27 protein-coding genes are annotated in these 26816 nt (G+C 72.1%); 15 read left to right on the top strand and 12 right to left on the bottom strand.

Annotated elements, in window-relative coordinates; all coding sequences use genetic code 11:
- Nucleotides 1–6: 6 nt before the first annotated feature.
- Nucleotides 7–342, bottom strand: coding sequence for an ANTAR domain-containing protein (locus tag AC1DP1_RS08570; RefSeq protein WP_477506506.1), 336 nt, complete (start codon nucleotides 340–342; stop codon nucleotides 7–9).
- A 176-nt stretch (nucleotides 343–518) separates the two neighbouring features.
- On the opposite strand from AC1DP1_RS08570, the gene AC1DP1_RS08565 reads away from it, so the two are divergent.
- The 3 genes from AC1DP1_RS08565 to fgd all read left to right on the top strand — a co-directional run bounded on the left by AC1DP1_RS08565 (nucleotide 519) and on the right by fgd (nucleotide 3517).
- On the top strand, nucleotides 519–1496 hold the full coding sequence (locus tag AC1DP1_RS08565; RefSeq protein WP_477506505.1) for an AraC family transcriptional regulator: 978 nt from the start codon (nucleotides 519–521) through the stop codon (nucleotides 1494–1496).
- 118 nt (nucleotides 1497–1614) lie between these two features.
- A complete protein-coding gene (locus tag AC1DP1_RS08560) occupies nucleotides 1615–2460 on the top strand; it encodes a sigma-70 family RNA polymerase sigma factor (RefSeq protein ID WP_477506504.1) in 846 nt (281 codons plus the stop codon).
- Nucleotides 2461–2503: 43 nt separating this feature from the next.
- Nucleotides 2504–3517, top strand: a complete 1014-nt coding sequence (gene fgd, locus AC1DP1_RS08555; RefSeq protein ID WP_477506503.1) for a glucose-6-phosphate dehydrogenase (coenzyme-F420) — start codon at nucleotides 2504–2506, stop codon at nucleotides 3515–3517.
- 32 nt (nucleotides 3518–3549) lie between these two features.
- Here fgd and AC1DP1_RS08550 read toward each other — a convergent pair whose 3' ends face one another.
- The 7 genes from AC1DP1_RS08550 to AC1DP1_RS08520 form a co-directional block, all read right to left on the bottom strand.
- Entirely contained in the window at nucleotides 3550–3969 is a 420-nt protein-coding gene (locus AC1DP1_RS08550) for a DUF7144 family membrane protein (RefSeq protein WP_457188400.1), read from the bottom strand.
- Nucleotides 3970–4027: 58 nt separating this feature from the next.
- A complete protein-coding gene (locus AC1DP1_RS08545) occupies nucleotides 4028–4456 on the bottom strand; it encodes an aromatic ring-opening dioxygenase LigA (RefSeq protein ID WP_477506502.1) in 429 nt (142 codons plus the stop codon).
- A gap of 152 nt (nucleotides 4457–4608) precedes the next feature.
- The gene (locus tag AC1DP1_RS08540) at nucleotides 4609–4962 is read right to left on the bottom strand and encodes an iron chaperone (protein WP_477506501.1); all 354 of its coding nucleotides are present in this window, start codon (nucleotides 4960–4962) and stop codon (nucleotides 4609–4611) included.
- Between the two features lie 117 nt (nucleotides 4963–5079).
- Nucleotides 5080–6051 (bottom strand): cupredoxin domain-containing protein, encoded by a 972-nt coding sequence (locus AC1DP1_RS08535; protein ID WP_477506500.1) that lies wholly within the window; start codon nucleotides 6049–6051, stop codon nucleotides 5080–5082.
- Nucleotides 6052–6149: 98 nt separating this feature from the next.
- Complete coding sequence (locus tag AC1DP1_RS08530; protein ID WP_477506499.1) at nucleotides 6150–7559, bottom strand: NAD(P)/FAD-dependent oxidoreductase; 1410 nt, start codon at nucleotides 7557–7559, stop codon at nucleotides 6150–6152.
- Between the two features lie 13 nt (nucleotides 7560–7572).
- Entirely contained in the window at nucleotides 7573–8925 is a 1353-nt protein-coding gene (locus tag AC1DP1_RS08525) for an aminotransferase class III-fold pyridoxal phosphate-dependent enzyme (protein ID WP_477506498.1), read from the bottom strand.
- Complete coding sequence (locus tag AC1DP1_RS08520; protein WP_477506497.1) at nucleotides 8918–10462, bottom strand: CoA-acylating methylmalonate-semialdehyde dehydrogenase; 1545 nt, start codon at nucleotides 10460–10462, stop codon at nucleotides 8918–8920. Before AC1DP1_RS08520 ends, AC1DP1_RS08525 begins: the two co-directional genes overlap by 8 nt.
- 107 nt (nucleotides 10463–10569) lie before the next feature.
- On the opposite strand from AC1DP1_RS08520, the gene AC1DP1_RS08515 reads away from it, so the two are divergent.
- The 3 genes from AC1DP1_RS08515 to AC1DP1_RS08505 are packed head-to-tail and all read left to right on the top strand — an operon-like array spanning nucleotide 10570 to nucleotide 14033.
- A complete protein-coding gene (locus tag AC1DP1_RS08515) occupies nucleotides 10570–12186 on the top strand; it encodes a PucR family transcriptional regulator (protein WP_477506496.1) in 1617 nt (538 codons plus the stop codon).
- Nucleotides 12187–12236: 50 nt separating this feature from the next.
- Nucleotides 12237–12575: a cupin domain-containing protein gene (locus AC1DP1_RS08510; protein ID WP_477506495.1), complete on the top strand. Its 339-nt coding sequence runs from the start codon at nucleotides 12237–12239 to the stop codon at nucleotides 12573–12575.
- 18 nt (nucleotides 12576–12593) lie between these two features.
- Nucleotides 12594–14033 (top strand): gamma-aminobutyraldehyde dehydrogenase, encoded by a 1440-nt coding sequence (locus AC1DP1_RS08505; protein ID WP_477506494.1) that lies wholly within the window; start codon nucleotides 12594–12596, stop codon nucleotides 14031–14033.
- 22 nt (nucleotides 14034–14055) lie between these two features.
- On the opposite strand, the gene AC1DP1_RS08500 is transcribed toward AC1DP1_RS08505, so the two are convergent.
- On the bottom strand, nucleotides 14056–14631 hold the full coding sequence (locus AC1DP1_RS08500; protein ID WP_477506493.1) for a carboxymuconolactone decarboxylase family protein: 576 nt from the start codon (nucleotides 14629–14631) through the stop codon (nucleotides 14056–14058).
- A gap of 150 nt (nucleotides 14632–14781) precedes the next feature.
- On the opposite strand from AC1DP1_RS08500, the gene AC1DP1_RS08495 reads away from it, so the two are divergent.
- The gene (locus AC1DP1_RS08495) at nucleotides 14782–15180 is read left to right on the top strand and encodes a hypothetical protein (protein WP_300049161.1); all 399 of its coding nucleotides are present in this window, start codon (nucleotides 14782–14784) and stop codon (nucleotides 15178–15180) included.
- Nucleotides 15181–15243: 63 nt separating this feature from the next.
- Nucleotides 15244–16056, top strand: a complete 813-nt coding sequence (locus AC1DP1_RS08490; RefSeq protein WP_477506492.1) for a SurA N-terminal domain-containing protein — start codon at nucleotides 15244–15246, stop codon at nucleotides 16054–16056.
- 11 nt (nucleotides 16057–16067) lie between these two features.
- Here AC1DP1_RS08490 and AC1DP1_RS08485 read toward each other — a convergent pair whose 3' ends face one another.
- From AC1DP1_RS08485 to AC1DP1_RS08475, 3 genes are all read right to left on the bottom strand, one after another.
- Entirely contained in the window at nucleotides 16068–16853 is a 786-nt protein-coding gene (locus AC1DP1_RS08485; protein WP_477506491.1) for an alpha/beta fold hydrolase, read from the bottom strand.
- A 70-nt stretch (nucleotides 16854–16923) separates the two neighbouring features.
- Nucleotides 16924–17493, bottom strand: a complete 570-nt coding sequence (locus AC1DP1_RS08480; protein ID WP_300049167.1) for a DJ-1/PfpI family protein — start codon at nucleotides 17491–17493, stop codon at nucleotides 16924–16926.
- A 71-nt stretch (nucleotides 17494–17564) separates the two neighbouring features.
- Complete coding sequence (locus tag AC1DP1_RS08475; RefSeq protein ID WP_477506490.1) at nucleotides 17565–18356, bottom strand: GntR family transcriptional regulator; 792 nt, start codon at nucleotides 18354–18356, stop codon at nucleotides 17565–17567.
- Nucleotides 18357–18536: 180 nt separating this feature from the next.
- Here AC1DP1_RS08475 and AC1DP1_RS08470 point away from each other — a divergent pair, with 180 nt between their 5' ends.
- The 7 genes from AC1DP1_RS08470 (at nucleotide 18537) to AC1DP1_RS08440 (ending at nucleotide 26797) form a co-directional block, all read left to right on the top strand.
- On the top strand, nucleotides 18537–19802 hold the full coding sequence (locus AC1DP1_RS08470) for an iron-containing alcohol dehydrogenase (RefSeq protein ID WP_477506489.1): 1266 nt from the start codon (nucleotides 18537–18539) through the stop codon (nucleotides 19800–19802).
- Nucleotides 19802–21277 (top strand): NAD-dependent succinate-semialdehyde dehydrogenase, encoded by a 1476-nt coding sequence (locus tag AC1DP1_RS08465; RefSeq protein ID WP_457188433.1) that lies wholly within the window; start codon nucleotides 19802–19804, stop codon nucleotides 21275–21277. Before AC1DP1_RS08470 ends, AC1DP1_RS08465 begins: the two co-directional genes overlap by 1 nt.
- A gap of 86 nt (nucleotides 21278–21363) precedes the next feature.
- Nucleotides 21364–22794, top strand: a complete 1431-nt coding sequence (locus tag AC1DP1_RS08460) for an extracellular solute-binding protein (RefSeq protein ID WP_477506488.1) — start codon at nucleotides 21364–21366, stop codon at nucleotides 22792–22794.
- 10 nt (nucleotides 22795–22804) lie between these two features.
- Nucleotides 22805–23746 (top strand): carbohydrate ABC transporter permease, encoded by a 942-nt coding sequence (locus AC1DP1_RS08455; protein ID WP_300049177.1) that lies wholly within the window; start codon nucleotides 22805–22807, stop codon nucleotides 23744–23746.
- A complete protein-coding gene (locus AC1DP1_RS08450; protein ID WP_477506487.1) occupies nucleotides 23746–24654 on the top strand; it encodes a carbohydrate ABC transporter permease in 909 nt (302 codons plus the stop codon). Before AC1DP1_RS08455 ends, AC1DP1_RS08450 begins: the two co-directional genes overlap by 1 nt.
- Nucleotides 24654–25721, top strand: a complete 1068-nt coding sequence (locus AC1DP1_RS08445) for an ABC transporter ATP-binding protein (protein WP_477506486.1) — start codon at nucleotides 24654–24656, stop codon at nucleotides 25719–25721. The genes AC1DP1_RS08450 and AC1DP1_RS08445 overlap by 1 nt, the downstream gene beginning before the upstream one ends.
- The gene (locus AC1DP1_RS08440) at nucleotides 25721–26797 is read left to right on the top strand and encodes an ABC transporter ATP-binding protein (protein WP_477506485.1); all 1077 of its coding nucleotides are present in this window, start codon (nucleotides 25721–25723) and stop codon (nucleotides 26795–26797) included. Before AC1DP1_RS08445 ends, AC1DP1_RS08440 begins: the two co-directional genes overlap by 1 nt.
- Nucleotides 26798–26816: the final 19 nt, after the last annotated feature.

Below are 26816 nucleotides of genomic sequence, written 5' to 3'. Positions count from 1 at the left end.
AGTGGATTATCCCTGAGCCGTCGGCCCTCCGGGCCAGCCCGACGCCGGAAGGTGATCGACGAACCTCTCCAGGGCCTCGCGGTCCTCGGGTCCGGCGGTGCCGTCGTGGGTCGTCACGAGCACCCGCGCGACGGTGCGGACCTTGGTGTTGCTGTCCTGCGAGATGCGCAGCATCGTGCGCCAGGCCTGCTCCGTGCTGAGGTCGAAGCGCGCCGACAGCAGCCCGATGGCCATGCCGATGTCGCGCTGCGACTTGACGGCTTCGTGCAGGTGCGCGACCTCGTCGCGCAGCGCGTCGGCGTGGGGGGCCGGCTCGCCCGGAGATAGGGGTGTCCCTGACATCGTCACCTCTTGCATGACGTAGGTCCGCGGACACAGGGCGGAGATCGACGGTTTGTGCGGGTCCACCCTACAGGCTGTGCTCCAGCCCTCCCGATGGGCGGGAGGCCGGATCCTGGGTTACGCTCGACCCGACTCAAGCCGTCGGGTCGTCCGCACGCTCCACCAGGAGGTGCTGCATGCCGCACACGCGTTCGAGGCGTGGCATCCCCGAGGTGTTCGAGTTCGAGGGGGTCGGCGACGTCGCCCGCGACTGGCTCGACAAGGCCTTCGGCGCCCGGCTCCGGCTGGCGGGAGAGCTCGGCACGGTCCGCCACCAGCGTGCCGACCACGGCACCGTCGCCTTCGACCACCTGACCATCGGCGGTCCGGTCACCTTCGACGCCGACCCCATGCCGGCGCTCGTCGTGGTCGACGTGCTCGGCGGGAGCGTCTCCTACACCCGCGACGGCGTGACCGACGTAGCCCGCGACGGCGAGACGATCCTGGCGGCGGGCTGGGACATGGCCTTCTGCGGCAGCGGTGAGGGCTACGACATCCGTACCACGAGCATCACAGCCGACCTCCTCGCGACGGCTGTCGCCGAGATCGACCCCGAGCGGTCCGGCCCCCAGGTGAGCTTCCGGTCCTACGTGCCGCACTCCCGCGCAGCCGGCGCGCGGTGGCGCGCCACCGTGGACGAGCTCGCTGCCCACTTCCCCGAGGTGACGGCGGCGCTCGGGCACGCCGACGCGTCCTTGCTCCTCGGCCACACCCTCCTCGACACGTTCCCCAACGACGTCGTCGACGGCGTCACCCGCGCGGGGGCGCGCGGCGAGCTCTACGGCGACAGCCCGTCCGCCGTACGCCGTGCCCTCAGCGTCATCGAGGACCGCGCGCACGAGGAGCTCACGCTGGAGCAGCTGGCGGGGGCGGTCGCGGTGACGCCGCGGGCCCTGCAGTACGCCTTCCGCAAGGAGCTGGGCTGCACGCCGCAGGACTACCTGCGGCGGGTGCGTCTCGACCTCGCGCGCCAGTCGCTGCGCGACGGCTCAGCGCAGTCGGTCGGCGACGCCGCCGCCCGGTTCGGCTTCTTCAACCCGGGCAGGTTCGCCTCGGACTACCGCCAGGTCTTCGACGAGAACCCAGGACAGACGTTGCTCCGTCCCCCGTCCTGAGGGGTGGCTTCGCTTTGCGGCTGTCCGGCTGGTCCAGACCATGCGAAGGTGGATCCTGATCGTCTTGCTGGAGACCACGGCAGGCACCATCACCACCAGGAAGCGAGCCGTGGTTTCCATGACTGTCGCCCCTGTACGCCCCTCTGGACCCAACCCCGTCCAGTCCCGCCCCATCCAGTCCCGCTCGGCCCAGCCCCTCGAGGGCAAGGCACGAGCCCGGCGCACCGATGCCATCGTCCGCGACCTCCGTGAGGTCAGCCGTGAGGCCGACACCGATGAGCTGACCCGTCAGCTGATCGAGACCAACGCGGCCGTGGCCCGCAGCATGGCCTCCCGCTACCGCAACCGCGGCATCGACCTCGACGACCTCGAGCAGGTGGCGCTGCTCGGGCTGACCAAGGCCGCGCAGCGCTTCGACCCCAACGCCGGTCACGACTTCCTGTCGTTCGCCGTGCCCACCGTCCGCGGTGAGCTGCGCCGACACTTCCGTGACTCGGGATGGATGGTGCGTCCGCCCCGGCGGGTGCAGGACCTCCAGACCCGCATCGCCTCGGCCCAGGAGGAGCTCGAGTCGCGGTTGGGCCGATCGCCCCGACCCAGCGAGATCGCCATCCACCTCGGTGAGGACACGTCCGACATCGTGGAGGCGCTCGCCGCGGACGGGTGCTTCACGCCCACCTCGCTGGATGCCCGGGTCGCGGACGGCTCGTCGTCGCTCGGCGACCTGCTGGGCCACGAGGACCGCGCGCTCGCCCAGGCGGAGGCCAAGGTCATGCTCGACCCGCTGATGCGCGGCCTCACCGGGCGCGACCGGCGCATCGTCCGGCTGCGCTACTACCAGGAGCAGACGCAGCAGGAGATCGCCGAGTCCGTCGGCCTGACCCAGGCGCAGGTGTCGCGGGTCCTCACGCGGATCCTGACCGACCTCAAGGCCGGCCTGGTCGAGCGGCCGCCGGCCGCCTGAGGCCCAACGAGGTCGTTGCGGGTCGCCGTGCCACCATGGCGCGGTGACCTCCTCCCTCGCCGTCGGTTACAAGGCCTCGGCCGAGCAGTTCGGCCCGCGCGAGCTCGTCGAGCTCGGGGTGCGCGCCGAGGACGCCGGCCTGGACAGTGTCTGGGTCAGCGACCACCTCCAGCCGTGGCGCCACGAGGGCGGCCACGCGCCCAGCGCCCTCGCGGCGCTGGCGGCCCTCGGTGAGCGCACCGACCGCGTCGTGCTCGGGACGAGCGTCCTGACGCCGACGTTCCGCTACAACCCGGCCGTGCTCGCCCAGCAGCTCGCCACCATCGCCCTGCTCAACCCGGACCGCGTGGTGCTCGGCGTCGGCACGGGCGAGGCGCTCAACGAGATCTCCGTCGGCCTCCCGGACTGGCCCGACTTCAAGGAGCGCTGGGCCCGCCTGCGGGAGGCCGTACGCCTCATGCGCGAGCTCTGGGCCGGCGAACGGGTCACCTTCGACGGCGACTACTACCGCACCGTCGACGCCACGATCTACGACCGGCCCGACGGCGGCGTCCCGATCTGGGTGGCGGCCGGCGGGCCGCAGATGGCGAAGTACGCCGGACGCGTGGGCGACGGCTTCATCTGCACCAGCGGCAAGGGCATGGACCTCTACACCGACAAGTTGTTGCCCGCCGTCGACGAGGGTCTCGCCGCGTCGGACCAGTCAGCGCGCGACTTCACCCGGATGATCGAGATCAAGCTGTCGTACGCCGCTCACCGCGAGGAGGCGCTCGAGAACACCCGCTTCTGGGCGCCGCTCTCGCTCAGCGCGGAGGACAAGCACCGGCTCCACGACCCGGTCGAGATGGCGGCGGCCGCCGACCGCCTGCCGATCGAGCAGGTGGCCTCGCGCTGGATCATCGCCACGACGCCGTCCGAGGTGGTCGAGGCGGTCCGGCCCTATGTCGACGCGGGCTTCGACCACCTCGTCCTCCACGGCCCCGGACACGATCAGGAGCAGTTCCTCGCCGACCTCGGTGAGCACGTGGCCCCGGCCATCCGCGCGCTCCGCGGCTGACTCGTGAGGTCGGGCCGGTGGGCGAGCCGCGGCTACGGCGCCGGCCGGACGAAGTCGGGCTCGATCTCGACCACGGCGAGGGCCCAGATGACCGCGACGTTCAGGCCGATGAGGGTGATCGCCCAGAACGGGTAGTAGGGCAGCCACATGAAGTTGGCCGCCATCGCCAGGACGGCGACCACGATCCCTGCCCATCGGGCCCATGCGGCCCCGGTGAACAGGAACGCACCTACCGCCATCAGGACGACCCCGATGAGCAGGTGCACCCATCCCCAGGTCGTGAGGTCGAAGTGGTACGTGTACTCAGGCCCCCTGACCACGATGTCGTCGTTGGCCAGGGCGGCGATGGCCTGCAGGATCTGGAACAGCCCGACGGTCAGCAGCATGGCGGCCGCGAAGAGCATCAGCCCGGAGGCCCAGGCGTTGCGGGTGGAGTAGGTCGACGTCGTCATGTGCACCTTCCAGGTCGTAGCCCCCGGGTGGGGGCGATGGGTCGAGACGAGCGGCGGGTCAGCCCGCAGCGGTGTAGCCGGCCGGGTCGCGGTTCGGGACGGGCGCGCGCATGCCGAGGCCGATCAGGGTGAACACGATGCCGACCCCGAAGGCCATGAACGCGACGCCGAACGCGACCACCGAGGTGAACAGCGAGGCTTGCAGGAACGCGGAGTCCATCGCGGTCGCCCGGTTGGGGTCTTCCCTGTCGAGCTCGGAGTAGGTGAGGCCGCCGGTGATGGCCTTGGTGTGCTTGTCGATGACGTCGGCCTGGCAGAAGGCGGAGAACGGTCCGTTGACCTCGTCGCCCGCGAGGCAGTTGGCGTCGTCCGCCACCACGATCTTCTGCTCCGACAGGGTGTTGCTGACGACCACCCAGGTAGCGATTCCGGCAACGGCCATCACGATCCCCACCACGATGGCGACCAACGAAGCTGTCTTGCGCATGTCATCCCCTCCTGTGCCCACGCCTCCGCTCTGGGCGGGAGGTGTCGAGTCCCCTCACCGTGGCCGTCCTGGCCGGGGCACTGCTTCACCCGGACAGGGTGACCTTGGCGCTGCGCGGTCGGTGCCGGGTGCGTCTCTGGGGAGCTTCGACGCTAGTTCGACGAGCGAGTCTCGAGGAGACGGCGCACGACCCGCTCGATCAAGGCGTAGTCGACCTCGGGGTACGGCAGCTTGAGCGTGCCTTTCGCTCCGGCATAAGGCACGAGGTCGGCGTCCAGACCAGAGTCGCCTGCCGGTGGCACGGGATAGAGCGAGACGTGCTGCTTCCACGCCGCCACGTGAACGAGGGAAACGCCTTCAACCTGCCAGGTCGGCATGTCGTAGCGGATCACGCGATCGGCTCCGGGCACCACCAGCAGCACGCGCCGTTCGATCTCCTCCACCACCTCCCTCTGCTCAGCGGGCAGCGAGGCGAGGTAGTCGTCGACCGACGCGAACTTCGGCATGAGGGCAGTATGGCTCGACGACGACGGCAACGTCGGTCCCGTGCATGTGAACCAGACGACGTACGGAGTCCGGTTCCGGCCGCTGGTCGGAACCGGACTCTCGTCAGTCCTGGGCGGCTACTGCACCACGACCTGGCCGACCATGCCCATCCCGGCATGGATGAGGCAGACGTACGAGTAGGTGCCCGCCTTGGTGAACTTCACCGTGAACGTGCTCGGCGGCGGTCCGAAGCCCGGAGGGAGGATCACCCCGGAGCTGAGGGCGGCACCCTGGAAGTTCGTCGGGTCGCCGGTCGGCGCGAACGGGTTGGCCGGGGGCGGACCGAACGTGATCGTGTGCGGGACCGGGAACGCGTTCCTCGCCATGTCGAAGGTCACGCTTTCGCCGACCTTCACCACGACGTTGGCAGCGATGAACCGGTTGACCTGCACGCGCATGTCGGCGGCGCCCGCGAACACGTGGTGGGAGTCAGCGGCGCCCATTGCTGCGTCCCACAGGTCGAGCCCGTGCTCGATGTCCGCGTTCGACGCCTTCGTGGTCATCGCGTTGTAGTCGGCCTGCGTGTGCGGGTAGGGAGTGCCCGCCTTGCGCACGACGACGACCGCCTTCATGGCCTTGCCGTGGACGTAGCACAGGTAGTGGTACTTGCCCGGCTTCTTGAACTTCAGGTCGTACGTCTTGACCGCGTCCGGGAAGAGGGCGTCGGGTGCTGGGGCCATGATCCCGGAGCTGCGGAACTTCCCGGGCTTGGAGATCGTGYCCTGCGACGTCGGCGCCGTCATGTACGTGGTCGTGGGACTGAACGCGACCGCGGGGTGCGCGTCGTCGACGAACGACACCGTGTGCGGCTCCATCGACTTGGAGACCCAGTGCACCGTGTCGCCGGCGTTGATCCAGATCTTCGTCGGCCCGTACGCCATCGTCTGGATGGCCCCTGAGCTCGACTCTGCGCCGACCATGACGTTCCAGGTCTTGGCCTTGGTAGTGGACGCGGCGTGGGCGTTGCTGGCCAGCAGTGCGGGCATGGCGGCAAGCAACAGGGCGAACACCGCGAGGAACACCGAGGACCTCCTCGGTCGAGCGGACATCGGGGGCATGCTCAACTCCTTCGCAGTTGGATAACCTCCTCACTCTCCTCGCGGCATCGGTCCCCGACAACCGACCATCGCCGGAGGCATAGACCAGCTCAGGAGTCGAAACCCAGCCCGGCCCGGTCGAGCACCCGCAGGAAGCCGTTGCGGCGCCCCTCGCGGTGGTCGGCGCGGTCGAGCGACCAGCGGGTGAGGTTGATGCCGGCCGAGGCGAGCGGCTCCGGCGGGAAGGGCAGCGGACGTTCGCGCACCATCCGCAGCTCGGTGCGCTCGGTCGGCCGACCGCTGAGGAGGTCGAGCAGCACCTCGGCCGCCCAGCGGGTGGCGCCGACGCCGAGGCCGGTGAAGCCGGCGGCATGGGCGACCCGGCCACCGTGGGTGGTGCCGTAGAACGCGGCGAACTGCGTGGACGTGTCGATGGCGCCCGCCCAGCGGTGCGTGAAGCGGACACCCTCGAGCTGGGGGAAGGTCGCGAGGAAGTGGGCGGCGAGGCGCTCGTGGCTCTCGGGCCGGTCCTCGTGGCGCGGGTGCAGCCGCCCGCCCGCGGGGTAGACCGCGTCGTACCCGCCCCACAGCACGCGGTCGTCGGCGGTGATCCGGGCGTAGTGGAACTGGTTGGCGAGGTCGCCGAGCCCCTGCCGCCCGGCCCAGCCGATCGAGGCGCGCTGGTCGGTGGTGAGCGGCTCGGTGACGAGCACGTAGTCGTAGACCGGCACGGTCATCAGCCGGTTGCGGCGCAGCAGGGCGGGGAAGACGCCGGTCGCGAGCACGACGTGGTCGGACGTGACGGTTGCGCGGTCCGTGGCGACCTCGACGACGTCGCCCTCGCGCCGGATCGCGGTCACGGCCGAGTGCTCGTGCACCTCCACGCCGAGGTCTGCGGCTGCCCGCGCCAGGCCGAGCGCGAGCCGGGCCGGGTGGACCAGGGCGGTGGTGTCGGGAGCGAGTCCGCCGGCCAGGAAGAGCGGGCTGTCGATCGCCTTTCGCACCTGTCCGCCGTCGAGGAAGCGTGGCGAGTCGCGCAGCCACTCGACCTGGTGGTCCTCCACCGCGACCGACAGGGCGCCGGTCCGCTCCCACTCGCAGGCCAGGCCGAGGTCGCGCACGTCGGCCTCGAAGGCGTCGAGGTTGGCCGCGCCCAGCCGTTCGAGGACGTCGTACTCCTCGGGCCAGCGCGAGCGGCCGTTGTCCTCACCGTGCGTCAGCGACGCCTCGCAGAAGCCTCCGTTGCGCCCCGACGCCGCCCACCCGACGGTCTGCGCCTCCAGCAGCACGACCCGGCGGCCGGGGTCGCGGCGCTTGGCGTGGACGGCCGCCCAGAGTCCGAGATAGCCGCCGCCGACGACGGTGAGGTCGGCGCGGGTCGGAGCGGTCAGCGGGTCGTACGCCGCCGCCGCGCCGACGTCGTCGAGCCAGAACACCGCCTGCACGCTGTCGGCCAGCGACTCCGCCACGAGCCGCGGGTCTGGGGCGTGCCGCTCGTAGGCGGTGAGGTGGGCGGTCACCGGGAGTCGGGCGTCAGCCGGCGGCCGCGGCCAGGGCGGCGTCGAGGATCGCGAGACCCTCGCGCGCCTCCTCGTCGGTCGTGGTGAGCGGCGGCACGACGTGGATGCGGTTGTAGTTGACGAAGGGCAGCATCCCGCGCTCCTGGCAGCCCTTCACGACCGCGGCCACCTCCGGGCTCGATCCGCCGTACGGCGCCAGGGGCTCCCGGGTCTCCCGGTCGCTGACCAGCTCGAGCGCCCAGAATGCTCCGGTGCCGCGCACCTCGCCGATCCACTCGTGCCGGTCGGCGAGCTCGCGGAGGCCGGGACCGAGCACCTCGGCGCCGAGGCGGTCGGCGCGACCGACGACGTCGTCGTCCTCCATCGCGCGGATCGTCGCCACCGCCGCGGCGCACGCCAGCGGGTGGCCGGAGTAGGTGAGCCCGCCGGGGTAGGTGCGGTGGGCGAAGGTCGCGTGGATCGCGTCGCTGATCGCGACGCCACCCAGCGGGACGTAACCGGAGTTCACGCCCTTGGCGAAGGTGATCAGGTCAGGGGTGATGCCCCCGTGCTCGACAGCGAACCACCGCCCGGCGCGGCCGAAGCCGGACATCACCTCGTCGGCGGCGAGCACGATGCCGTGGCGGTCGCAGATCTCCCGGACGCCTGAGAGGTAGCCCGGCGGCGGCACCATGATCCCCGCGGTGCCGGGGATGGCCTCGAGCACGATCGCGGCGATGGTCGACGGGCCCTCGAGGGCGACGACCTGCTCGAGGTGCTCGAGCGCCCGCTCGCACTCCTCGGCCTCGGTGGTCGCGTGGAAGGCGCTGCGGTAGAGGAATGGGCCGAAGAAGTGCACCGTGCCGGCCGATCCGTGGTCGCTGGCCCACCGGCGCGGGTCGCCGGTCATGTTGACCGCGAGGTGGGTGCCGCCGTGATAGCTGCGGTAGGTCGTCAGCACCTTGTGGCGGCCGGTGTGCAGCCGCGCCATGCGTACGGCGTGCTCGTTGGCGTCGGCACCGCCGTTGGTGAAGAAGACGTGGTCGAGGTCGCCGGGGGTGTGGCTCGCGACCAGCCGGGCGGCCTCGGACCGGGTGCCGTTGGCCACCGCCGGGGCGATCGTGCACAGGTGCTCGGCCTGCTCCCTGATCGCGGCGACGATGCGCGGGTGCTGGTGGCCGAGGTTGGTGAAGACCAGCTGCGAGGAGAAGTCGAGGTAGCGCCTGCCGTCGCCGTCCCACACGTGGCTGCCCTCCGCGCGGGTGACGACCATCGGGCTGATCTCGGCCTGGGCCGACCAGGAGTGGAAGACGTGCGCGCGGTCGAGCTCGTAGGCCCGCCCGGCGTCGTACGTGCTGGCCAGGTCGCTCGTGATCAGGTCAGTCATTGCGCGGGAATCCCAGCTCGAGGCCGCCCTCGGGGCGGTTGGCGGGGTCGATCCACCGGGTGGTGACGACCTTGCCGCGGGTGAAGAAGTGGACGCCCTCGGTGCCGTGGGCGTGGGTGTCGCCGAACAGCGAGCGCTTCCAGCCGCCGAAGGAGTAGTAGGCGACCGGCACCGGGACGGGCACGTTGACGCCGATCATCCCGACCGTCACGTCGGCCTCGAAGCGGCGGGCCGCGCCACCGTCGTTGGTGAAGACGGCGGTCCCGTTGCCGTACTCGTTGGCGTTGACCAGCGCGACCGCCTCCTCGTACGACTTCGCGCGGACCACCGACAGGACGGGGCCGAAGATCTCCTCGCGGTAGACGTCCATGTCGGGGGTGACGTCGTCGAAGAGCGTCGGGCCGAGCCAGAAGCCCTCCTCCCCGCCCCGGGCCGCGACGTCGCGGCCGTCGACGACCACCTTCGCGCCGGCGGCCTCGCCGGAGTCGATGAACGAGCTGACCCTGTCGCGGTGGGCCTTCGTGACGAGCGGCCCCATGTCGGCCTCCTTCGCCTCTCCGGTGGCCTCCCGGCCGCCGTCGCCGATCAGCAGGGTGCGGGTGCGGTCGGCGATCCGGGCGACGAGCTCGTCGCCTATGGGGTCGACCGCGACGAGCACGCTGATCGCCATGCAGCGCTCGCCCGCGCTGCCGTAGCCCGCGTTGACCGCCGAGTCCGCGGCGAGGTCGAGGTCGGCGTCGGGCAGCACGACCATGTGGTTCTTGGCGCCGCCGAGGGCCTGGACGCGCTTGCCGTGCCGGCTCGCGGTCTCGTAGACGTACTCCGCGATCGGCGTGGAGCCGACGAAGCTGATGGCCTGCACGTCGGGGCTGGTGAGCAGCGCGTCGACGGCGGTCTTGTCGCCGTGCAGGACGTTGAAGACGCCGTCGGGGAGCCCGGCCTCCTGCCACAGCGCGGCGATCCAGCTCGCCGCGCTCGGGTCCTTCTCGCTCGGCTTGAGCACGACGGCGTTGCCCGCCGCGATCGCGATGGGGAAGAACCACATCGGGACCATCGCCGGGAAGTTGAAGGGGCTGATGATGCCCACCACGCCGAGCGGGACGCGCTTGGAGTGCACGTCGATGCCGGTCGAGGCCTCCTCGCTGTGGCCGCCCTTGAGCAGGTGGGAGATGCCGCACGCGAACTCCACCACCTCGAGCCCGCGGGCGATCTCGCCCATCGCGTCGGAGTGCACCTTGCCGTGCTCGGCGGTGATGATCGCGGCGAGCTCGTCCTTGCGGGCGTTGAGCAGCTCGCGGAAGGAGAAGAGCACCTGCGTACGACGTGCCAGCGACGTCGTGCCCCAGGCCCGGGCGGCGCGCGACGCGGCGGCGATGACGTGGGCGGCGTCGGCCTCGCTCGCGAGCGCGACGCGACCGGTGACGCGACCGGTCGCGGGGTTGGTCACGTCGGCCCAGCCGGTGGGGGAGCCGGTCAGGGGCGAGCCGTCGACCCAGTGCACGATCTCGGCGGGGACCTCGTGGGGAGTGGCTGTCATGCGGCTCATCCTGCTCGGCGTACGACACGTCGGCGGGTGTCGGATCGTCGGCATCGGACGCGGCGGCCGGACACTTCGTCACCCCGTGCGCGCGTAGGCTGGGCGCCGTGGTCGACGTGACGCCGGGAGTGACGCTCCGCGAGGCGCTGGAGCTCCCCGCCTTCCGCCGCGCCGCACCCGAGGTGCTCGCCGGCGCCGCCGGGACGGACCGGGCGATCCGATGGGTGCACGCCACCGAGCGCCCCGACGTGCGCCAGCTGCTCCGCGCGGGCGACCTCCTGCTCACCATGGGCACCGGCCTGCCGGGCGACGACGACGCGGCCGGACTGGTGTCGTTCGTCGACGAGCTCGCCGACGTCGGCAGTGCGGGAGTGGTCGTCGAGCTCGGCCGGCGGTGGGGGTCCGCGCTGCCCGACGCCCTGGTCGACGCCTGCGAGCGGCACGGCCTGCCCCTGGTCGTGCTGGCCCGGGAGACCCGGTTCGCGGCGCTCGCGCAGGAGATCGGCGAGCGCGTGGTCGACCAGCAGCTCGCCGAGCTGCGCGAGGCGCAGCGCGTGCACGAGACCTTCACCGAGCTCAGCAACGAGCTGGCCAGCCCCGTCGAGGTCCTCCGGGCCGTGCAGCGTCTCGCCGATGCGCCCGTGGTCGTGGAGAACGCCCAGCACCGGCCGCTCGACTTCTTCGCCGGGCCGGACGAGGACGACGGCTTCCTCGACGGGTGGCCGGCCCGCTCGCGCCGCGTCGAGGTGGCCGGCCGCACCGGCTGGGACGCCGCCAACGGCTGGCTGGTGACCAGGCTCGGCACGGCCGACCGGACGTGGGGCCGGCTGGTCATCGGGTCGCCCCAGGCGCCGTCGCAGCGGCTGGTCGCCGTCGCCGAGCGCGCCGCATCCGCACTCGCGCTGCACCGGCTGCACGACCGCGACCGCGGCACCCTCATGCGTCGCACGCACCTCGAGCTGCTCACCGGGCTGGCCGAGGACCCCGGCTCCGACGACGTACGACGTCGCTGCGAGCTGGCCGGCTTCCCGGTGCACCGTCGCAGCCTCACCGGCGTCGTCGTGCGCGGCCGGGTGGGCAGCGTGGCGCCCGTGGACCTGGACGAGGTGGCCGCCACGGTCGTCCGGGCCGCGCACGCGCTGCGGGTGCCGGCGCTGGTGTGCGAGGTCGAGCGCGACCTGCGGGTGCTCGTGTCGACCACCCCCGGCGCGGACGCCGACGAGCTGGTCGACCGGCTGGCCGCGCGCGTGCTGGCCCACCACGACGTCGTCGTCGCCGCGGGCCGCACCGCACCCGACCGCACCGGCGTCGCCCGCACGGTCGCCGAGGCCGGGCAGGTCGCCGACGCCGCACCGCAGGCGCGGCGCGAGCAGGACCCCGACGTGCACCGGCTCGCCGACCTCCACCTGCGCGGCCTGCTGGCGCTGCTCGGCGAGGACGAGCGCGTCCGGCTCTTCGTCGAGCGCGAGCTCGGGCCGCTGCAGGAGCACGACCGGGCCGACGGGTCCCGGACCGAGCTCCTCGCTGCCCTCCGCGCGCTGCTGCTGCACCCGTCCAGCAAGACCGAGGCGGCCGCCAGCCTGCACCTGTCGCGGGCCGCCTTCTACGACCGGCTGGCGCGGATCGAGGCGGTCCTCGACGCCGACCTCGACGACCCCGATGTCCGCGTCTCGCTCCACGTCGCGCTCGTGGCAGACGAACTGTTGGGCGGGCGGCCGAAGTGACGACAGATCGTCGGCCCACCGGTGCCCCGCCGCTGGGGACGATGCTGGACATGACCCGCGTGACCACCCGTGTCCTGGACGTCGCCGCCACCGTGCCGACCACTCCGCTCGACCCCGGCACCGTCGTCGACGGCGCCCCCGCAGCGGGCTCACGCGCGCTGGCCGCGGTCTCCGGGGTCGAGGTCGGCGTGTGGGAGATGACGCCGGGCACCGCGACCGACGTCGAGGTCGACGAGGTGTTCGTCGTGCTGTCCGGCTCGGGCACGGTGTCCTTCGACGACGACGGCGAGCAGGTCGACCTCGCGCCCGGCAGCGTCGTCCGCCTGCGGGCAGGCGAGCGCACCACCTGGGTCGTCCGCGAGACCATCCGCAAGATCTACGTCGCCTGAGCACCGGAGGAGCCCCCCATGACCGAGCCCACCGACCAGACGGTCCGCAACTTCATCGACGGCGAGCTCGTCGCGTCGGCGACCACCGACTTCATCGACCTCGTCGACCCGGTGACCGGCGAGCCCGACGGTCGCTCGCCGATCTCGACGCACGAGGAGGTCGACCGGGCGTACGCCGCTGCCGAGCGCGCGTCGACCACGTGGAAGCGGCTCACCCCCGGGGCGCGACAGGCGTACCTCCTCGACCTCGCCACCGCGATCGCCGGGCGACGCGAGGAGATCAGCGCGGTGCAGGCCCGCGACACCGGCCAGCCGGTGCGGTACATCGCCAGCGAGGAGGTCGACCAGGGGGTCGACCAGCTGCGGTTCTTCGCCGGCGCCGCGCGGCTGCTGGAGGGGAAGTCGTCGGGGGAGTACCTCGAGGGCCACACCTCGGCGATCCGCCGTGAGCCCATCGGCGTCGTCGGACAGGTGACGCCGTGGAACTACCCGTTCGCGATGGCGATCTGGAAGGTCGCGCCCGCCCTCGCCGCCGGCAACACGGTCGTGCTCAAGCCCAGCGACACCACGCCCCGGTCCACCGTGCTGCTCGCCGAGATCGCCGGCGGCGTGCTGCCTCCCGGGGTGCTCAACGTCGTCAACGGCGACGCCTCGACCGGTCGCTACCTCGTCGAGCACCCGACGCCCGGACTGGTCGCCATCACCGGCTCCGTCCGGGCCGGCACCGAGGTCGCGCTGTCGGCGGCGAAGTCCCTCAAGCGCGTGCACCTCGAGCTCGGCGGCAAGGCGCCCGTCGTCGTGATGCCGGACGCCGACCTTCCTCGCGCCGCGGAGATGATCGCCGCGGCGGCCTACTTCAACGCCGGCCAGGACTGCACCGCCGCCACCCGCGTCATCGCGCACAGCAGCGTCCACGACGAGCTGGCCGACCTGCTCGTGAAGGCGGCGGAGGACACGTTGCCCGGCGCGCCGTCGGACGAGGAGGCGGACTACGGGCCGCTCAACAACGCCGGCCACCTCGCGAAGGTCGAGGCGTTCCTCGCCGAGCTGCCCGACCATGCGACCGTCCGCACCGGGGGGAGCCGGCACGGCGAGGCGGGGTTCTTCTTCGCCCCCACCGTCGTCACCGGCGTACGCCAGGACGACCGCATCGTGCAGGAGGAGGTCTTCGGACCGGTGCTCACCGTGCAGTCCTTCGACGACGAGGCCGACGCGGTCGCGATGGCCAACGGCGTGCCCTACGGGCTCGCTGCCAGCGTGTGGACCCGCGACGTCGGCGTCGCCGACCGGCTCACCCGCGAGCTCGACTTCGGGTGCGTGTGGGTCAACACCCACATCCCGTTCGTCTCGGAGATGCCGCACGGCGGCTTCGGCGCCTCCGGCTACGGCAAGGACCTGTCCGGCTACGGCTTCGACGACTACACGCGCATCAAGCACGTGATGACGGCGCACTACTGACGGCCTGCTGCAGCCCCGGCGGCTACTCCTCCGGCATGCCCACGTCGAACACGTCGAGCAGCTGCGCGAGCGTGCGGTAGTAGCCGACGAGCACGACCAGCTCGGTGAGGGTCGTGGTGCCCAGCGCGGCGGCGTACGCGCCGTAGGTCTGGTCGTCCATCCGGGCGCCCGTGCCGGCGTCGGCCACCAGTCGCCGACACAGCTCGTGCGCGGCGTGCTCGTGGGGGTCCGCCGAGGTGAAGGATCCGTCGGCGAGAGCGGCCAGCTCGTCCTCGGCGAGCCCGGCCGCCCGCCCGACGCGCTCGTGGGCGTACGCCTCGAACTCGCTGCCGGTCGCGCTCGCGACGGACAGGATCGCGATCTCGCGCGTGCGGGCGCTGAGGCCGGTGGCGTAGCGGATCGCGGAGCCGAGCTCCTGCAGCGGGGCGCCGAGCGCCGGCTCGTGGAGCATGACCCCGAACGGGCCGGTCAGCGAGCCGTCCTCGTGGACGAGCGGGAAGTGCTGCGGGCCGTTCCCGCGCGGTCCGCCGAGGATCTGCTCGCGCAGCGCACGCTGCGCGTCGCCCAGCTCGGCGGGGGTCAGGTCGGGCAGGCGCACGCGGTCTCCTGCTGGTGGGGTGTGGGTGCCGTCGTGCGCGACCGTACCGGGGGTGGCGCCGGCCGCCCCCGGTACGGAGTCAGGTGCGCGTCACTTCTTGCGCCGGGCCTCCGCGGGCGGGCCGTCCGCGGTCGGGGCAGACTGGGACCCATGCGCTTCACCGAGCACGAGCTGACCGTCGCCGTCACCGCCGCCGCCAAGATCGTGGCCGGCGGCAAGGTCGGCCGCCGCGCCAAGGGGGAGGAGGCGTGGGAGTCGATGAGCAAGATCGACCGCTACCACCTCCTCGAGGCGGTGGGCAGCCAGGTGCTGCCCGTGCTGCTCGCGCTGCCCGACGTGGAGGTGGCCTCCGGCACCCGCCCCACCTTCACCGACGCCCAGATCGGGGAGGCGGTGGAGCAGACGCTCGGCGAGACCGGGGTGGGCCGGCTGCGCCAGAAGGTCACGGTGGCCGCCCGTCTCACGCTCGTGCGCACGGCGCTCGCGCAGCTCCCGGTGCGCCAGGACCCCGACGCGCTCATCGTGCCCGACTCGCTCGACGGCCTGTGACGGGGACCACGCTCTGAGAACCCTGAGGACGGCGCTCAGGTTGGGTGCGTACCGTCGGGTGCGATGACTTCCACGATGACTTCCCTGTTCAGCACGCGCGCGCGCACGGCCCTCGGCGCCCTCTCGGTCGCCGCCGTCCTCACCCTCTCCGCCTGCGGYGGCTCGGGCTCCTCCGACTCCGACGCCGGCAAGGACGCCTCCAAGGACGCCCCGTCGAGCGCGTCGCCGTCGGCCGGTGCCTCGGACGGCGCCGCCGAGGGCCCCCAGCCCGACCTCGACGCCATTCCCGACGTCGTGGCCGAGGTCAACGGCGAGGAGGTGACCAAGGAGGAGTTCGTCCCGATCTACGAGGCGGCCTTCCAGCAGGCGGCCGCCCAGGCCCAGATGGGTGGCGAGGACCCCGACGAGGAGGCGCTCCGCAAGGAGACCGCCGACAACCTCGTCGACACCGAGCTGCTGCTCCAGGAGGCCGAGTCCCGTGGGCTCGAGGTCTCCGACGAGGCCGTCGAGGCCGAGCTCACCAGCCTGGCCGAGCAGAACGGCATGAAGACGGCCGACGAGCTGCTCAAGGCGGTCGAGGCGCAGGGCGTCAGCGCCGACCAGGCGCGCGAGCAGGTCGAGACTCAGGCGATGGTCGAGCAGCTCGTCGAGGACGAGAACGGCCCCATCGAGCCGACCGACAAGGAGCTGCGCAAGCTCTACGACCAGGTCAAGAAGCAGCAGGCGGCCTCGGGCGGTGGCGGCCAGGAGATCCCGCCGTTCGCCCAGGTGCGTGACCAGCTCGCGGAGCAGGCGTCGAGCCAGGAGACCGGCAAGGTCGCGACGGCGCTGGTGAAGGACCTCCGCAAGGACGCGGACATCACCATCAACCTCTGATCAGCCTCTGATCAACCTCTGATCGACCCCCGGCCGAGGAAGCCCGCCAGGAGCTCCCGGAACGCCGACGGCTGCTCCAGCGGCGGCGCGTGACCACAGCGGCCGAGGACGTGGAGTCGTACGTCGGCGAGGTGGTCGAGGAGCGGCAGCGCGGCTGTCCGCAGCGGCGTCAGCCGGTCCTGCGCCCCGTGGACCAGCAGCACCGGTGCGCGCACGGCGGACAGGGTGGTCGCGGACAGGGTCAGGTCGTCGACCCACCGGGTGCGGGGCGGAGGGAACAACACCGCGAACGACTCCGCACCGGCCTCCATCGCGTCCGCCCGCCCGGCGACCGCCTCCTCGGTGACGAGTGACTGGTCGAGGACGAGGCGGCCCAGCATGTCGCGGGCGCCGGCGCGGCCGGGAGCCGCTGCCCACACGGCGTTGAGGTCGGCGGACAGCGGCGCGCCGGGAGCACCCATGGTGGCGACGGCGACGACGCGGGTGACCTGGCGTGGACGGGCGGCCGCCAGGGCGAGCGCGACGGCGCCGCCCATGGAGTGGCCCACGACGGCGTACGACGTCTCGCCGAGGGCGTCCATGAGGCCGGCCGCCTGGTCCGTCCAGGCCCGCAGGCCCCCCGACGTCCCGGGAGGCAGCGGCGTGCTGCCGAAACCGGCCTGGTCGGGGGCCACCACGCGGTGCGACCCGGCGAGGGCCGCGGCGGTCGCCGCCCACGCGCCGGCACCCGTGGTGCCGGGCCCCGACCCGTGCAGCATCAGCACGGCGGGCCCGGCTCCGGCATCGAGCACCTGCACGGGCGATCCGGCGACTTCGACGGTGCGGTGGCCCGTCACCGCGCCGTCGAGGACGCGCGGGTGGAGGCGGTCATGCCGACGCGTCGCCGATGGACTTGTCGAAGACCTCCATCATGGCCCGGCCGAACTGCGGCATGTCGGGCCAGCCGCGGCAGGAGACGAGGTTGCCGTCCACGCAGTCCGGGGCGTCGACGACCGTCGCGCCGGCGTTCTCCATGTCGCCGGTGATGGGCGGGAAGCACGCGGTCCGGCGCCCCTTGAGCAGGCCGTAGACGGCGGGGACCTGCGCGCCGTGGCAGACCAGCGCGATGGGCAGGTCGCGGGCGAAGAAGTGCTCGGTGATGCGGCGCACGTCGGCGTCGACGCGGATCCACTCGGGGGCTCGGCCGCCCGGGATGATCAGGGCGTCGTAGCGCTCCACGTCGACCTCGGCCCAGGTGAGGTCGACCGGCAGCTTGCGGCCGTTCTTCTCGACGTAGGCGTCGCAGTTGGGGTCGAACTCGTGGATCACGAGCTGGATGTCGCGCGTCGTCAACGAGGCGACGTCGACGTCCCACCCGCCCTCCTGCACGCGGTAGTAGGGGTACATGGTGTCGAGCTCTTCGGCGGCGTCGCCGGTCATGAGCAGTGCTCTGGGCACCTGGATCTCCTCGCACTCTGCAGCGGGTGGGCTGACGGTCGATCCCATCGGATCGGATTGGATCGGGTGGCCTAGGATTCCGCCGACCGCGGGCTGCCGTCAAGACCCTGTCCGGACCGGCCCGCCTCCTCGGACTCGTCGAAGAGCCGTCGGAAGCGGTCGCGCGACAGCAGGATGTGGCGCCGCATGGCGTACGCCGCCGCGTCGGGGTCGCGCGCGGCGATGGCGCTGAGGACCTCCTCGTGCTCGCCCATCGCCAGGAAGGTCACCTCGGCGTCGTAGAGCAGCCGGAAGAGGTGCACGTGCGTGTGCAGCCGGGCCAGCGCCTCGCGGACCACCTGGTTGCCGGCGCTGTCGGCGACGAGGTCGTGGAAGGCGGCGTCGCGCAGGCCGAAGGCGCCGTAGGCGACGTGCCGGTCCCCCTCGCCCAGCTCGGCCATCTCGTCGAGCATCAGCCGCAGGCCGCTGACCTGCTCGGACGAGGCGCGTTCGGCCGCGTGGCGGGCGGCGGCAGGCTCGAGGAGGAGGCGGATCTCCACCATGTCCTCGAAGCGTTCGCGCGTGATCTGCGGCGGGATCCGGTAGCCGGCGTGCGGCACGCGGACGACGAGGCCGTCGGCCTCCATGCGGTTGAGCGCGTCGCGGATCGGTGTCTGGGAGACGCGCAGCTCGCGCGCCAGCGCGTCGATCGTCACCCGCGATCCCGGCTCGATGCGCAGCGACATCAGCTGCCCCAGGAGGGTGTCGTAGACCTCGTCGGCCAGGCGGCCGCGCGTGCGGTCCACGCGGAGCCCGTCGCCGGTGGCCGGGGCCCACGGCCCGCCGGCGTGGCCCGTCGTCGCCTCGCTCATGTCCCCGTCCATGTCCTGGTCCCTTCTCCCGCGTGTCGAGCCCGGACCTGTTGACAGCGGCCGGTGCCGTGGCTCATGCTCTCGCACCAATCGGATCGTATAGGAAATGGGTCCGCTGGCAAGGCCACTGGTCGGCCGCCCACCACCTCCACCCGGTCCCGATCCCCATCCCTCCTCCCCCTCGGAGCACCCATGAGCTTGCTCGGCGTCCTGCGCGGTCCCCGCCAGGTCCTGTTCGGAGCCGGGCAGCGCCATGCGCTCGGGACGGTCGTCTCGGCCCTGGGCTCGCGCGCCCTGGTCTGCACCGACGCCCGGTTCGGAGCGACCCCGGAGTTCGCCCAGCTCGTCCGGCTGCTCGAGGACGCCGGCGTGCAGGTGACGGCGTACACCGAGGTGGAGCCGGACGTCCCGGTGCACCAGGTCGTCCGGTGCGCCGAGCTCGCCGCGGCAGCCGAGCCCGACGTCGTCGTCGGGATGGGAGGGGGCAGCTGCCTCGACCTGGCCAAGGCCGTGGCCGTGCTGCTCTCCCACGGCGGGACGCCCGCCGACTACTACGGCGAGCTCCGGGTGCCCGGGCCTGTCGTGCCGGTCGTCGCCCTGCCCACGACGGCGGGCACGGGCTCGGAGGTGACGCCGGTGGCGGTGCTCACCGACCCCGACCGGATCAGCAAGGTGGGGATCTCCAGTCCCTACCTGATCCCGCACGCCGCCGTCTGCGACCCGGAGCTCACGGTCGGCTGCCCGGCCCCGCTCACGGCGAGCGCGGGTGCGGACGCCCTCTCCCACGTCGTCGAGGCCTTCACCGCGATCCGCCGGCCGGTGACGTCCGAGCTCGCCACCGAGCGGGTCTTCGTCGGCAAGAACGAGCTGACCGACACCTACGCGCTGCTCGGTGTGCGCCTGATCGCCGGGAGCCTGCACCGCGCGTGGTCCGCCCCCGACGACGTCGAGGCCCGCGAGGCGATGATGCTCGGCGCGACCGCCGGCGGTTTCGCCCTCGGCACGGCCGGTACGGCGGCGGCGCACGCCATCCAGTACCCGGTCGGAGCCCTGACCCACACCCCGCACGGCGTGGGGGTCGGCGCCCTCCTGCCCTACGTCATGGAGTTCAACCGACCGGCCCGGGTCCCCGAGCTGGCGGCCGTGGCCGTCGCGATGGGCGCCTCGCCCGACTGGTCGGCCGAGGACCTCGCCGACGAGGCGATCGACCGGGTGACCGCCCTGCTGGCCTCGGTGGGGATCCCCGCCACCCTGGCCGAGCTCGGGGTGCCGGCCGACCAGCTGCGGTGGACGGCCGAGCAGGCCGCAGGCGCCGAACGGCTGGTCGCCAACAACCCGCGGCCGCTCGACGTCGACGCGCTCGAGCACATCGTGCGCGCCGCCCACGCCGGCGACCGCTCGGCGCTGCGCGAGGCCGTGCCGACGCCTGCCGGGCTCGCTGCGAAGGGAGGTGCGTGATGACGGTCGTGGACGAGGTGCTGCGCCCGGTCGCCGACGTGATCGACGTACCGACGGACCTGTTCGTGGCGGGCACCTGGCGTCCCGCCGCCGCCGGCCGTCGACTGGAGGTGGCCGACCCGGCCACGGGCTCGGTGCTCGCCACGGTCGCGGACGCGGACACCGACGACGCGACCGCGGCCGTCGACGCCGCCGCCGCGGCCGCCGCCGACTGGGCGGCGACGTCGCCCCGCTCGCGCGCGGACCTCCTGATGCGCGCGTTCCACCTGATGCAGGAGCGGAGCGAGGAGCTCGCGCTGCTGATCTCCCTCGAGAACGGCAAGTCGTTGGCCGACGCCCGCGGCGAGGTGGCCTACGCGGCGGAGTTCTTCCGCTGGTACGCCGAGGAGGGCGTGCGGCTGCGGGGCCAGGTGGGCCACGCGCCCAGCGGGGCCAACCGGCTGATGGTGACCTACCAGCCGGTCGGCGTCAGCGTGCTCGTCACGCCCTGGAACTTCCCCGCGGCGATGGCCACGCGCAAGATCGCGCCGGCCCTCGCGGCGGGGTGCACGACGGTCCTCAAGCCGGCGGCGGAGACACCCCTGACCGCACTGGCCGTGGCCGCGCTCCTGGAGGAGGTCGGGCTGCCCGCCGGCGTGCTGAACGTCGTCACGACGTCGCGCCCGGGCCCGGTCGTGGAGACCATGTTGACGGACCGGCGCACGCGCATGGTGTCGTTCACCGGCTCCACCGAGGTCGGCCGGGTGCTGCTCCGCACCGCGGCCGACCACGTCCTCAAGTGCGCGATGGAGCTCGGCGGCAACGCCCCCTTCGTGGTGCTGGCCGACGCCGACGTCGACGCGGCGCTCGACGGGGCGATGGTCGCCAAGATGCGCAACGGCGGCCAGGCCTGCACCGCGGCCAACCGCTTCTACGTGCACGACTCGGTCCACGACGCCTTCGTCGAGGGCCTCATCGCCCGGATGGCCGCGATCCGGGTCGGCCCCGGCACGGACGAGGCCACACAATGCGGTCCCCTGATCAACGACCACGCCGTCCGCAAGGTCGACCTCCTGGTCCGCGACGCCGTCCGGCGCGGCGCCCGCGCCATGATCGGCGGCCGCGCACCGGACGGACCCGGTTCGTTCTACCCGCCCACCGTGCTGGTCGACGTACCCCTCGACGCGCAGGTCCTGCACGAGGAGGTCTTCGGGCCGGTCGCGCCCGTCGTCCGCTTCGACCGCGAGGAGGACCTGCTGCCCCTGGTCAACGACACCGACCTCGGCCTCGTCAGCTACCTCTACACCCGCGACCTCGCCCGTGGGCTCCACCTCGCGGAGCGCCTCGAGAGCGGGATGGTCGGGCTCAACCGCGGGCTCGTCTCGGACCCCGCCGCCCCCTTCGGCGGCACCAAGCAGAGCGGACTCGGCCGCGAGGGCAGCACCGAGGGACTGCTCGAGTTCATGGAGGCCCAGTACGTCGCCACGTCCTGGTAGCCCACCACTTCTTCAGCAGCGTCGACCGTCTCGGCACCAGCCCAGCACCACCCGATCACCCACCCCGAGCAGGAAGCAGGAAGCAGATGCGGTACCTACAGCGAGCGGGACGCAGGTCCCTCCCCGGCCGGCAGGCACGCCTGGCCACGGCGGCCATCCTGATGGCGACGGCCCTCGCGGCCTGCGGCGGCGGTGACGGCGACGGTGGCGGCAGTGCCGAGGCAGCGAGCGGCGCCAAGGCGCCGGCCACGATCCCCGAGCTCACCGACGACCCCCTCACGCTCAGCTTCATCTGGTTCGAGTGGCCGCCGGCCCAGGCGCTGGAGGACTTCGCCAACGCGGAGTACACCAAGGAGCGGCCCAACGTGACCATCGAGGTCAACACGGTGCCCAACGCCAACTGGCACGACGCGATGTTCACGCAGTTCGCCGCGCGGCAGACCGACTTCGACATCCCGATCCTGGACTCCCAGCACATCGGTGAGGCCGTCACCAACGGCAACATCCTCGACCTCACCGACTTCGTCGACGAGAACATCGAGGTCGACGCCTACGACCCCTACCTGCTGGCGGCGTACGGCCAGTACCCGCAGGCCGAGACGGGCCAGCGCGACGAGGACGCGAGCCTCTACGGCCTGCCGCTGCTCGGCGACACGTGGACGATGATCTACCGCAAGGACCTCATCGGCGACGAGCCCCCGAAGACGTGGGACGAGATGATCGACGCCGCCAAGACGTGCCAGGACGAGAACCCGGGCGTCAGCGGGCTCGCCTTCCACCAGGCCAACGGCTCCGACGCCGCAGCCGTCACCTACAACACGGTCAACGGTGTCTACGGCGGCAACCTCTGGAACGCCGAGGACAAGACGATCGAGGGCGTCATCAACGACGAGGCCGGCCAGAAGGCCATGGACGTCCTCGTCAACGAGATGAAGCCGCTGACCGCGAAGGGCTCGGGCAACTGGTTCATCGACGAGGTCAACGCCGCGGTCGCGCAGGGCAAGGCCTGCATCGCGTTCCAGTGGATCGCTGCAGCCGGGGGCCTGGTCGACCCGGCACAGTCGACGCTCGGCACGACCGAGGACGAGATCCTCGACAAGCTCGGCTTCGCCACCCTGCCGACCCAGGAGGCCGACGTCGTGCCGCTCGGCGGGATGGGCATGCACGTCTCCGCCTACGCCCCTGCCGATCGGCAGGCCGAGGCGCTCAACTTCATGAAGTGGTTCGAGCAGGAGGACATCCAGAAGAAGTGGGCCGCGGCCGGCGGCGTGCCGGCGCGCACCGACGCGCTCGAGTCCCCGGAGTTCCTCGAGGCCGGACCGTTCAACCAGGTGTATGCCGACTCGGTGTCCCGCATGCGCGACATGTGGAACGTGCCGGAGTACGCCCGCCTGATCGACATCGAGAACACCAACGTCAACGCCGCGCTCAACGGGGCCAAGGACCCCGAGGAGGCGCTCGACGACATCGCCGAGCAGCAGCAGCAGGTGCTCGACTCCAGCGGTGGCGGGCTGTGAGCCGACCGCGATGACCACCACGACCGACCACCCGGTGCAGGAGGCGTCTGCGGCGTCGCCGCCTGCACCGGGACGGTCCCCCCGCCTCACCGACCGCCGGCTGGCGCTGGTGTTCATCTCACCGGCCATGCTGCTGCTGCTGACGATGTCGGTGTTCCCGCTGCTGTGGGCGCTCTACCTGTCCTTCACCGACTACTCCGCCACGCGCGACGCGCCGGCCGACTTCGTCGGGTTCGAGAACTACACCACCATCCTCACGTCCCCGGAGGTGTGGCAACGGGCCCTCACGACACTGGTCTACGTCACCGGCGCCGTGGCGCTGCAGACCGTGCTGGGCTTCGGCATCGCCTACCTGATCTCGCGGCGGACCCGAGGACGAGGGGTGCTGACCACCCTGTTCCTCGTCCCGATGATGCTGTCGCCGGTCGTGGTGGGCCTGTTCTGGAAGTTCATGCTCGACGCCCAGTTCGGGGTGATCAACTCCATGCTCGGTTCGCTCGGCTTCGGGCAGGTGGAGTGGCTCACCCGGCAGAGGACGGCGTTGTTCTCGCTGATCGTGGTCGACACGTGGCAGTGGACGCCGTTCATCATGCTCATCGCGCTCGCCGGCCTCACCGCGGTCCCGAAGTACCTCTACGAGGCCGCGTCCATCGACCGCGCGTCGGAGTGGTTCCGCTTCCGCCACATCACCCTGCCCATGGTGTGGCCGCTGCTGCTCATCGCGGTCATGTTCCGTGCCATCGAGGCATTCCGGCTGTTCGACCTCGTCTACATCCTCACCAGCGGAGGCCCCGGGGTCTCCACCGAGACGTTGTCGTTCCACGTCTACAAGGTCGCGTTCCTCGGCTTCAACACCGGGCTCGCGTCGGCGTACGGGATCCTCATGGTCCTCGTCGTCATCGTCCTGGCGCAGCTCTACCTGCGCTACCTGAACAAGCTCAAGGAGGGGTGATGGCCATCTCCATCGACGAGGCCGTGCCCGGCCCCGCCACGGACGACGCGCCGGCGGAGCGTCGCCGCAGCGGTCGGGGCCGGATGGTGGTCGAGGTCCTGCTCCTCACCGCGCTGGCGGTGGCCATGCTCTTCCCGGTGCTGTGGATGCTCGAGACGTCCATCAAGGAGAACCGCGACGTCTACGCCGTGCCCGCGAAGTTCTTCGGCTTCGACATCACCCTGGAGCACTACAAGGACGTGTTCGTCGCGCGGGGCGGCGGCCAGTCGGACCTGTCCGGGTCGTTCCTCAACTCGGTGATCGTGGCCGGCGCGTCGACCGTGCTGGCCACCGTGCTGGGAGTCCCCGCGGCGTGGGCCTACTCGCGCTTCACCCTGAAGGCGAAGAAGGACCAGCTGTTCTTCATCCTGTCGACCCGCTTCATGCCGCCCGTGGTCGTGGTGATCCCGATCTTCCTGATGTACCGCGAGCTGGGGCTCATCGACAGCAAGCTCGGCCTCGTCCTCATCTACGCCGCGTTCAACGTGCCGTTCACGATCTGGATGATGAAGGGCTTCGTCGACGAGGTCCCTGCGGAGTACGAGGACGCAGCGATGCTCGACGGCTACACCCGACTGCAGGCGTTCTGGCGCGTCACGCTGCCGCTGCTCGTGCCGGGCATCGCCGCGACGGCGGTCTTCGCCCTGATCTTCTCGTGGAACGAGTTCGTCTTCGCCATCTTCCTCACCTCCAGCCAGGAGGTGCGCACGGCACCACCCGCCATCGCCGGCCTGATCGGCGGCACCACCGTGGACTGGGGCCTGGTTGCGGCGTCGGCGGTGGTGTTCGCGGTGCCGGTGCTGGTGTTCGCCTACCTCGTGCGCAAGCACCTCGTGGCCGGCGTCACCCTCGGGGCGGTGCGACGCTGATGGCCGGCATCGAGGTGGCCTCACTGCACAAGCGCTACCCCGACGGCACCGTCGCCGTGGAGCACGTGGACCTGTCGATCGGTGACGGCGAGCTGTTCGTGATGCTCGGCCCGTCCGGATGCGGCAAGACGACGACCCTGCGTGCGATGGCCGGCCTGGAGCGACAGACCTCCGGCGACATCCGCATCGGCCGGACGCTCGTCAACGACCTGCCGCCGGCGGAGCGCGACATCGCGATGGTCTTCCAGTTCTATGCGCTCTACCCGCACCTCAAGACCCGCGACAACCTCGCCTTCCCGCTCCGAGCCGAGGGCAAGCCCGAGAAGGAGGTCAGGGAGCGGGTCGCCGAGGTCGCGCGGATGATGCAGCTCGAGCGACTGCTCGACCGCAAGCCGCAGCGCCTCTCGGGCGGCGAGCAGCAGCGGGTCGCCCTGGCCCGCGCCCTCGTCCGCCGGCCGCAGGCCTTCTTGATGGACGAGCCGCTGACGAACCTCGACGCGGAGCTGCGTGCGGACGTGCGCACCGAGATCAAGCACCTGCAGGCCGAGCTCGGGACGACGATGGTCTACGTCACCCACGACCAGGTGGAGGCCATGTCGCTCGGGCACCRCATCGCGATCCTCAACAAGGGCCGCGTCGAGCAGGTCGGCACGCCCCTCGAGGTGTACGACCGCCCGGCGAGCCTGTTCTGCGCCGCCTTCATCGGCTCGCCGCCGATGAACCTCATCGAGGTGCAGGTGGAGGAGGGTGCGCTGCACGGGCCCGGCGGGCTCGTGCTCACACCGCCGGACGGCCTGCCGCGCGACCGCTCGCTCGTCGCCGGCGTACGACCGGAGGCGCTCGAGGTGACCGCACCGGGCGCGGAGCACACGGTGCCGGCGCGGGTCGTCTCGGCCGAGGCCCTGGGCGACGAGATCATCTACGTCGTCGACCACGGCGGCGCTGCCGACGTCCGGGTCCGGATGCCACCGACGGTGCGCTTCGCTGCCGAGGACCGGGTCGGGCTGCGCCACGCCGGCGGGACCCCGCCGGTCTACGACACGAGCACGGAAGAGCTGGTGGCCTGATGGGAACCGTGGAAGCGCACGGGCTGCGCAAGTCGTTCGGCGACGTCCAGGCCCTCGACGGGGTCGACCTCGACGTGCCGGACGGATCGTTCTTCGTGGTGCTCGGCCCGTCCGGGGCCGGCAAGACGACGACCTTGCGCGCGATCGCCGGCCTCGAGAAGCTCGACGGCGGCTCGGTGCACCTCGACGGCCGGGACGCGACCGCCGACACCCCGGCCGCCCGCGACCTCGCGATGGTCTTCCAGAGCTACGCGCTCTACCCGCGGCGCACAGCGTACGACAACATCGCCTCGCCGCTGCGGGCCCGCAAGACCTCCTCGAGCGACATCGCGGCCGCGGTCCAGCAGGTCTCGGCCCTGCTGCACATCGAGCGACTGCTGCAGCGCCGTCCCGCGCAGATGTCGGGTGGGGAGATGCAGCGCGTCGCGCTGGCGCGGGCCCTGGTCCGTCGCCCGCGGGCGTTCCTCATGGACGAGCCGCTCACCAACCTCGACCTCAAGCTGCGGGTGGAGATGCGCACCGAGCTCACCCGGATCCACCGCACCCTCGGCGGGACGTTCCTCTACGTGACCAACGACCAGGTCGAGGCGCTGTCGATGGCCGACCACATCGCGGTGCTCCGCGACGGGAGGGTGCAGCAGGTCGGCACGCCGACCGAGGTCTACGAGCGGCCCGCCAACCAGTGGGTCGCCGGTTTCGTCGGCAGCCCCCGCATCAGCCTGCTCGCCTGCCGGGCCGAGGGCGACCGGCTGGTCGGGGCGGAGGGCTGGTCCCTGCCGCGACCGCGGTGGACCACCGCCGAGGACGGACGGCCGCTGCTCCTCGGCCTGCGTGCCGAGGACGTGTCGGTCGAGAAGCGTGGCGAGACGGCGCTGGCCGGCGAGCTCTACGGCCTCGAGCCGCTCGGCGACCGCACCGTCGTCGACGTCAAGGTCGGCTCGGAGACGGTGAAGGTGAAGGCCAGGCCCACCGTGACCGGTACGCCGGGGGAGCGGGTGTCGGTCACGGTCGACCTCGACCGCGCCCACATCTTCGACGCCGGCACCGGGCTGGCGCTCTCCACCACGGGGCGGTAGCCGACCGCAGGGACCTCCC

The sequence above is a fragment of the Nocardioides sp. P4_G10 genome, from assembly GCF_056401175.1.
This window is presented reverse-complemented; position numbering and strand designations above follow the sequence as displayed.

What these genes read in the sequence shown, in the direction of transcription:
- AC1DP1_RS08570 (WP_477506506.1), bottom strand. Translation starts at nt 342, where the DNA reads ATGTCAGGGACACCCCTATCTCCGGGCGAGCCGGCCCCCCACGCCGAC.
- AC1DP1_RS08565 (WP_477506505.1), top strand. Translation starts at nt 519, where the DNA reads ATGCCGCACACGCGTTCGAGGCGTGGCATCCCCGAGGTGTTCGAGTTC.
- AC1DP1_RS08560 (WP_477506504.1), top strand. Translation starts at nt 1,615, where the DNA reads ATGACTGTCGCCCCTGTACGCCCCTCTGGACCCAACCCCGTCCAGTCC.
- AC1DP1_RS08550 (WP_457188400.1), bottom strand. Translation starts at nt 3,969, where the DNA reads ATGACGACGTCGACCTACTCCACCCGCAACGCCTGGGCCTCCGGGCTG.
- AC1DP1_RS08545 (WP_477506502.1), bottom strand. Translation starts at nt 4,456, where the DNA reads ATGCGCAAGACAGCTTCGTTGGTCGCCATCGTGGTGGGGATCGTGATG.
- AC1DP1_RS08540 (WP_477506501.1), bottom strand. Translation starts at nt 4,962, where the DNA reads ATGCCGAAGTTCGCGTCGGTCGACGACTACCTCGCCTCGCTGCCCGCT.
- AC1DP1_RS08525 (WP_477506498.1), bottom strand. Translation starts at nt 8,925, where the DNA reads ATGACTGACCTGATCACGAGCGACCTGGCCAGCACGTACGACGCCGGG.
- AC1DP1_RS08520 (WP_477506497.1), bottom strand. Translation starts at nt 10,462, where the DNA reads ATGACAGCCACTCCCCACGAGGTCCCCGCCGAGATCGTGCACTGGGTC.
- AC1DP1_RS08510 (WP_477506495.1), top strand. Translation starts at nt 12,237, where the DNA reads ATGACCCGCGTGACCACCCGTGTCCTGGACGTCGCCGCCACCGTGCCG.
- AC1DP1_RS08505 (WP_477506494.1), top strand. Translation starts at nt 12,594, where the DNA reads ATGACCGAGCCCACCGACCAGACGGTCCGCAACTTCATCGACGGCGAG.
- AC1DP1_RS08495 (WP_300049161.1), top strand. Translation starts at nt 14,782, where the DNA reads ATGCGCTTCACCGAGCACGAGCTGACCGTCGCCGTCACCGCCGCCGCC.
- AC1DP1_RS08475 (WP_477506490.1), bottom strand. Translation starts at nt 18,356, where the DNA reads ATGGACGGGGACATGAGCGAGGCGACGACGGGCCACGCCGGCGGGCCG.
- AC1DP1_RS08470 (WP_477506489.1), top strand. Translation starts at nt 18,537, where the DNA reads ATGAGCTTGCTCGGCGTCCTGCGCGGTCCCCGCCAGGTCCTGTTCGGA.
- AC1DP1_RS08465 (WP_457188433.1), top strand. Translation starts at nt 19,802, where the DNA reads ATGACGGTCGTGGACGAGGTGCTGCGCCCGGTCGCCGACGTGATCGAC.
- AC1DP1_RS08460 (WP_477506488.1), top strand. Translation starts at nt 21,364, where the DNA reads ATGCGGTACCTACAGCGAGCGGGACGCAGGTCCCTCCCCGGCCGGCAG.
- AC1DP1_RS08455 (WP_300049177.1), top strand. Translation starts at nt 22,805, where the DNA reads ATGACCACCACGACCGACCACCCGGTGCAGGAGGCGTCTGCGGCGTCG.
- AC1DP1_RS08450 (WP_477506487.1), top strand. Translation starts at nt 23,746, where the DNA reads ATGGCCATCTCCATCGACGAGGCCGTGCCCGGCCCCGCCACGGACGAC.
- AC1DP1_RS08440 (WP_477506485.1), top strand. Translation starts at nt 25,721, where the DNA reads ATGGGAACCGTGGAAGCGCACGGGCTGCGCAAGTCGTTCGGCGACGTC.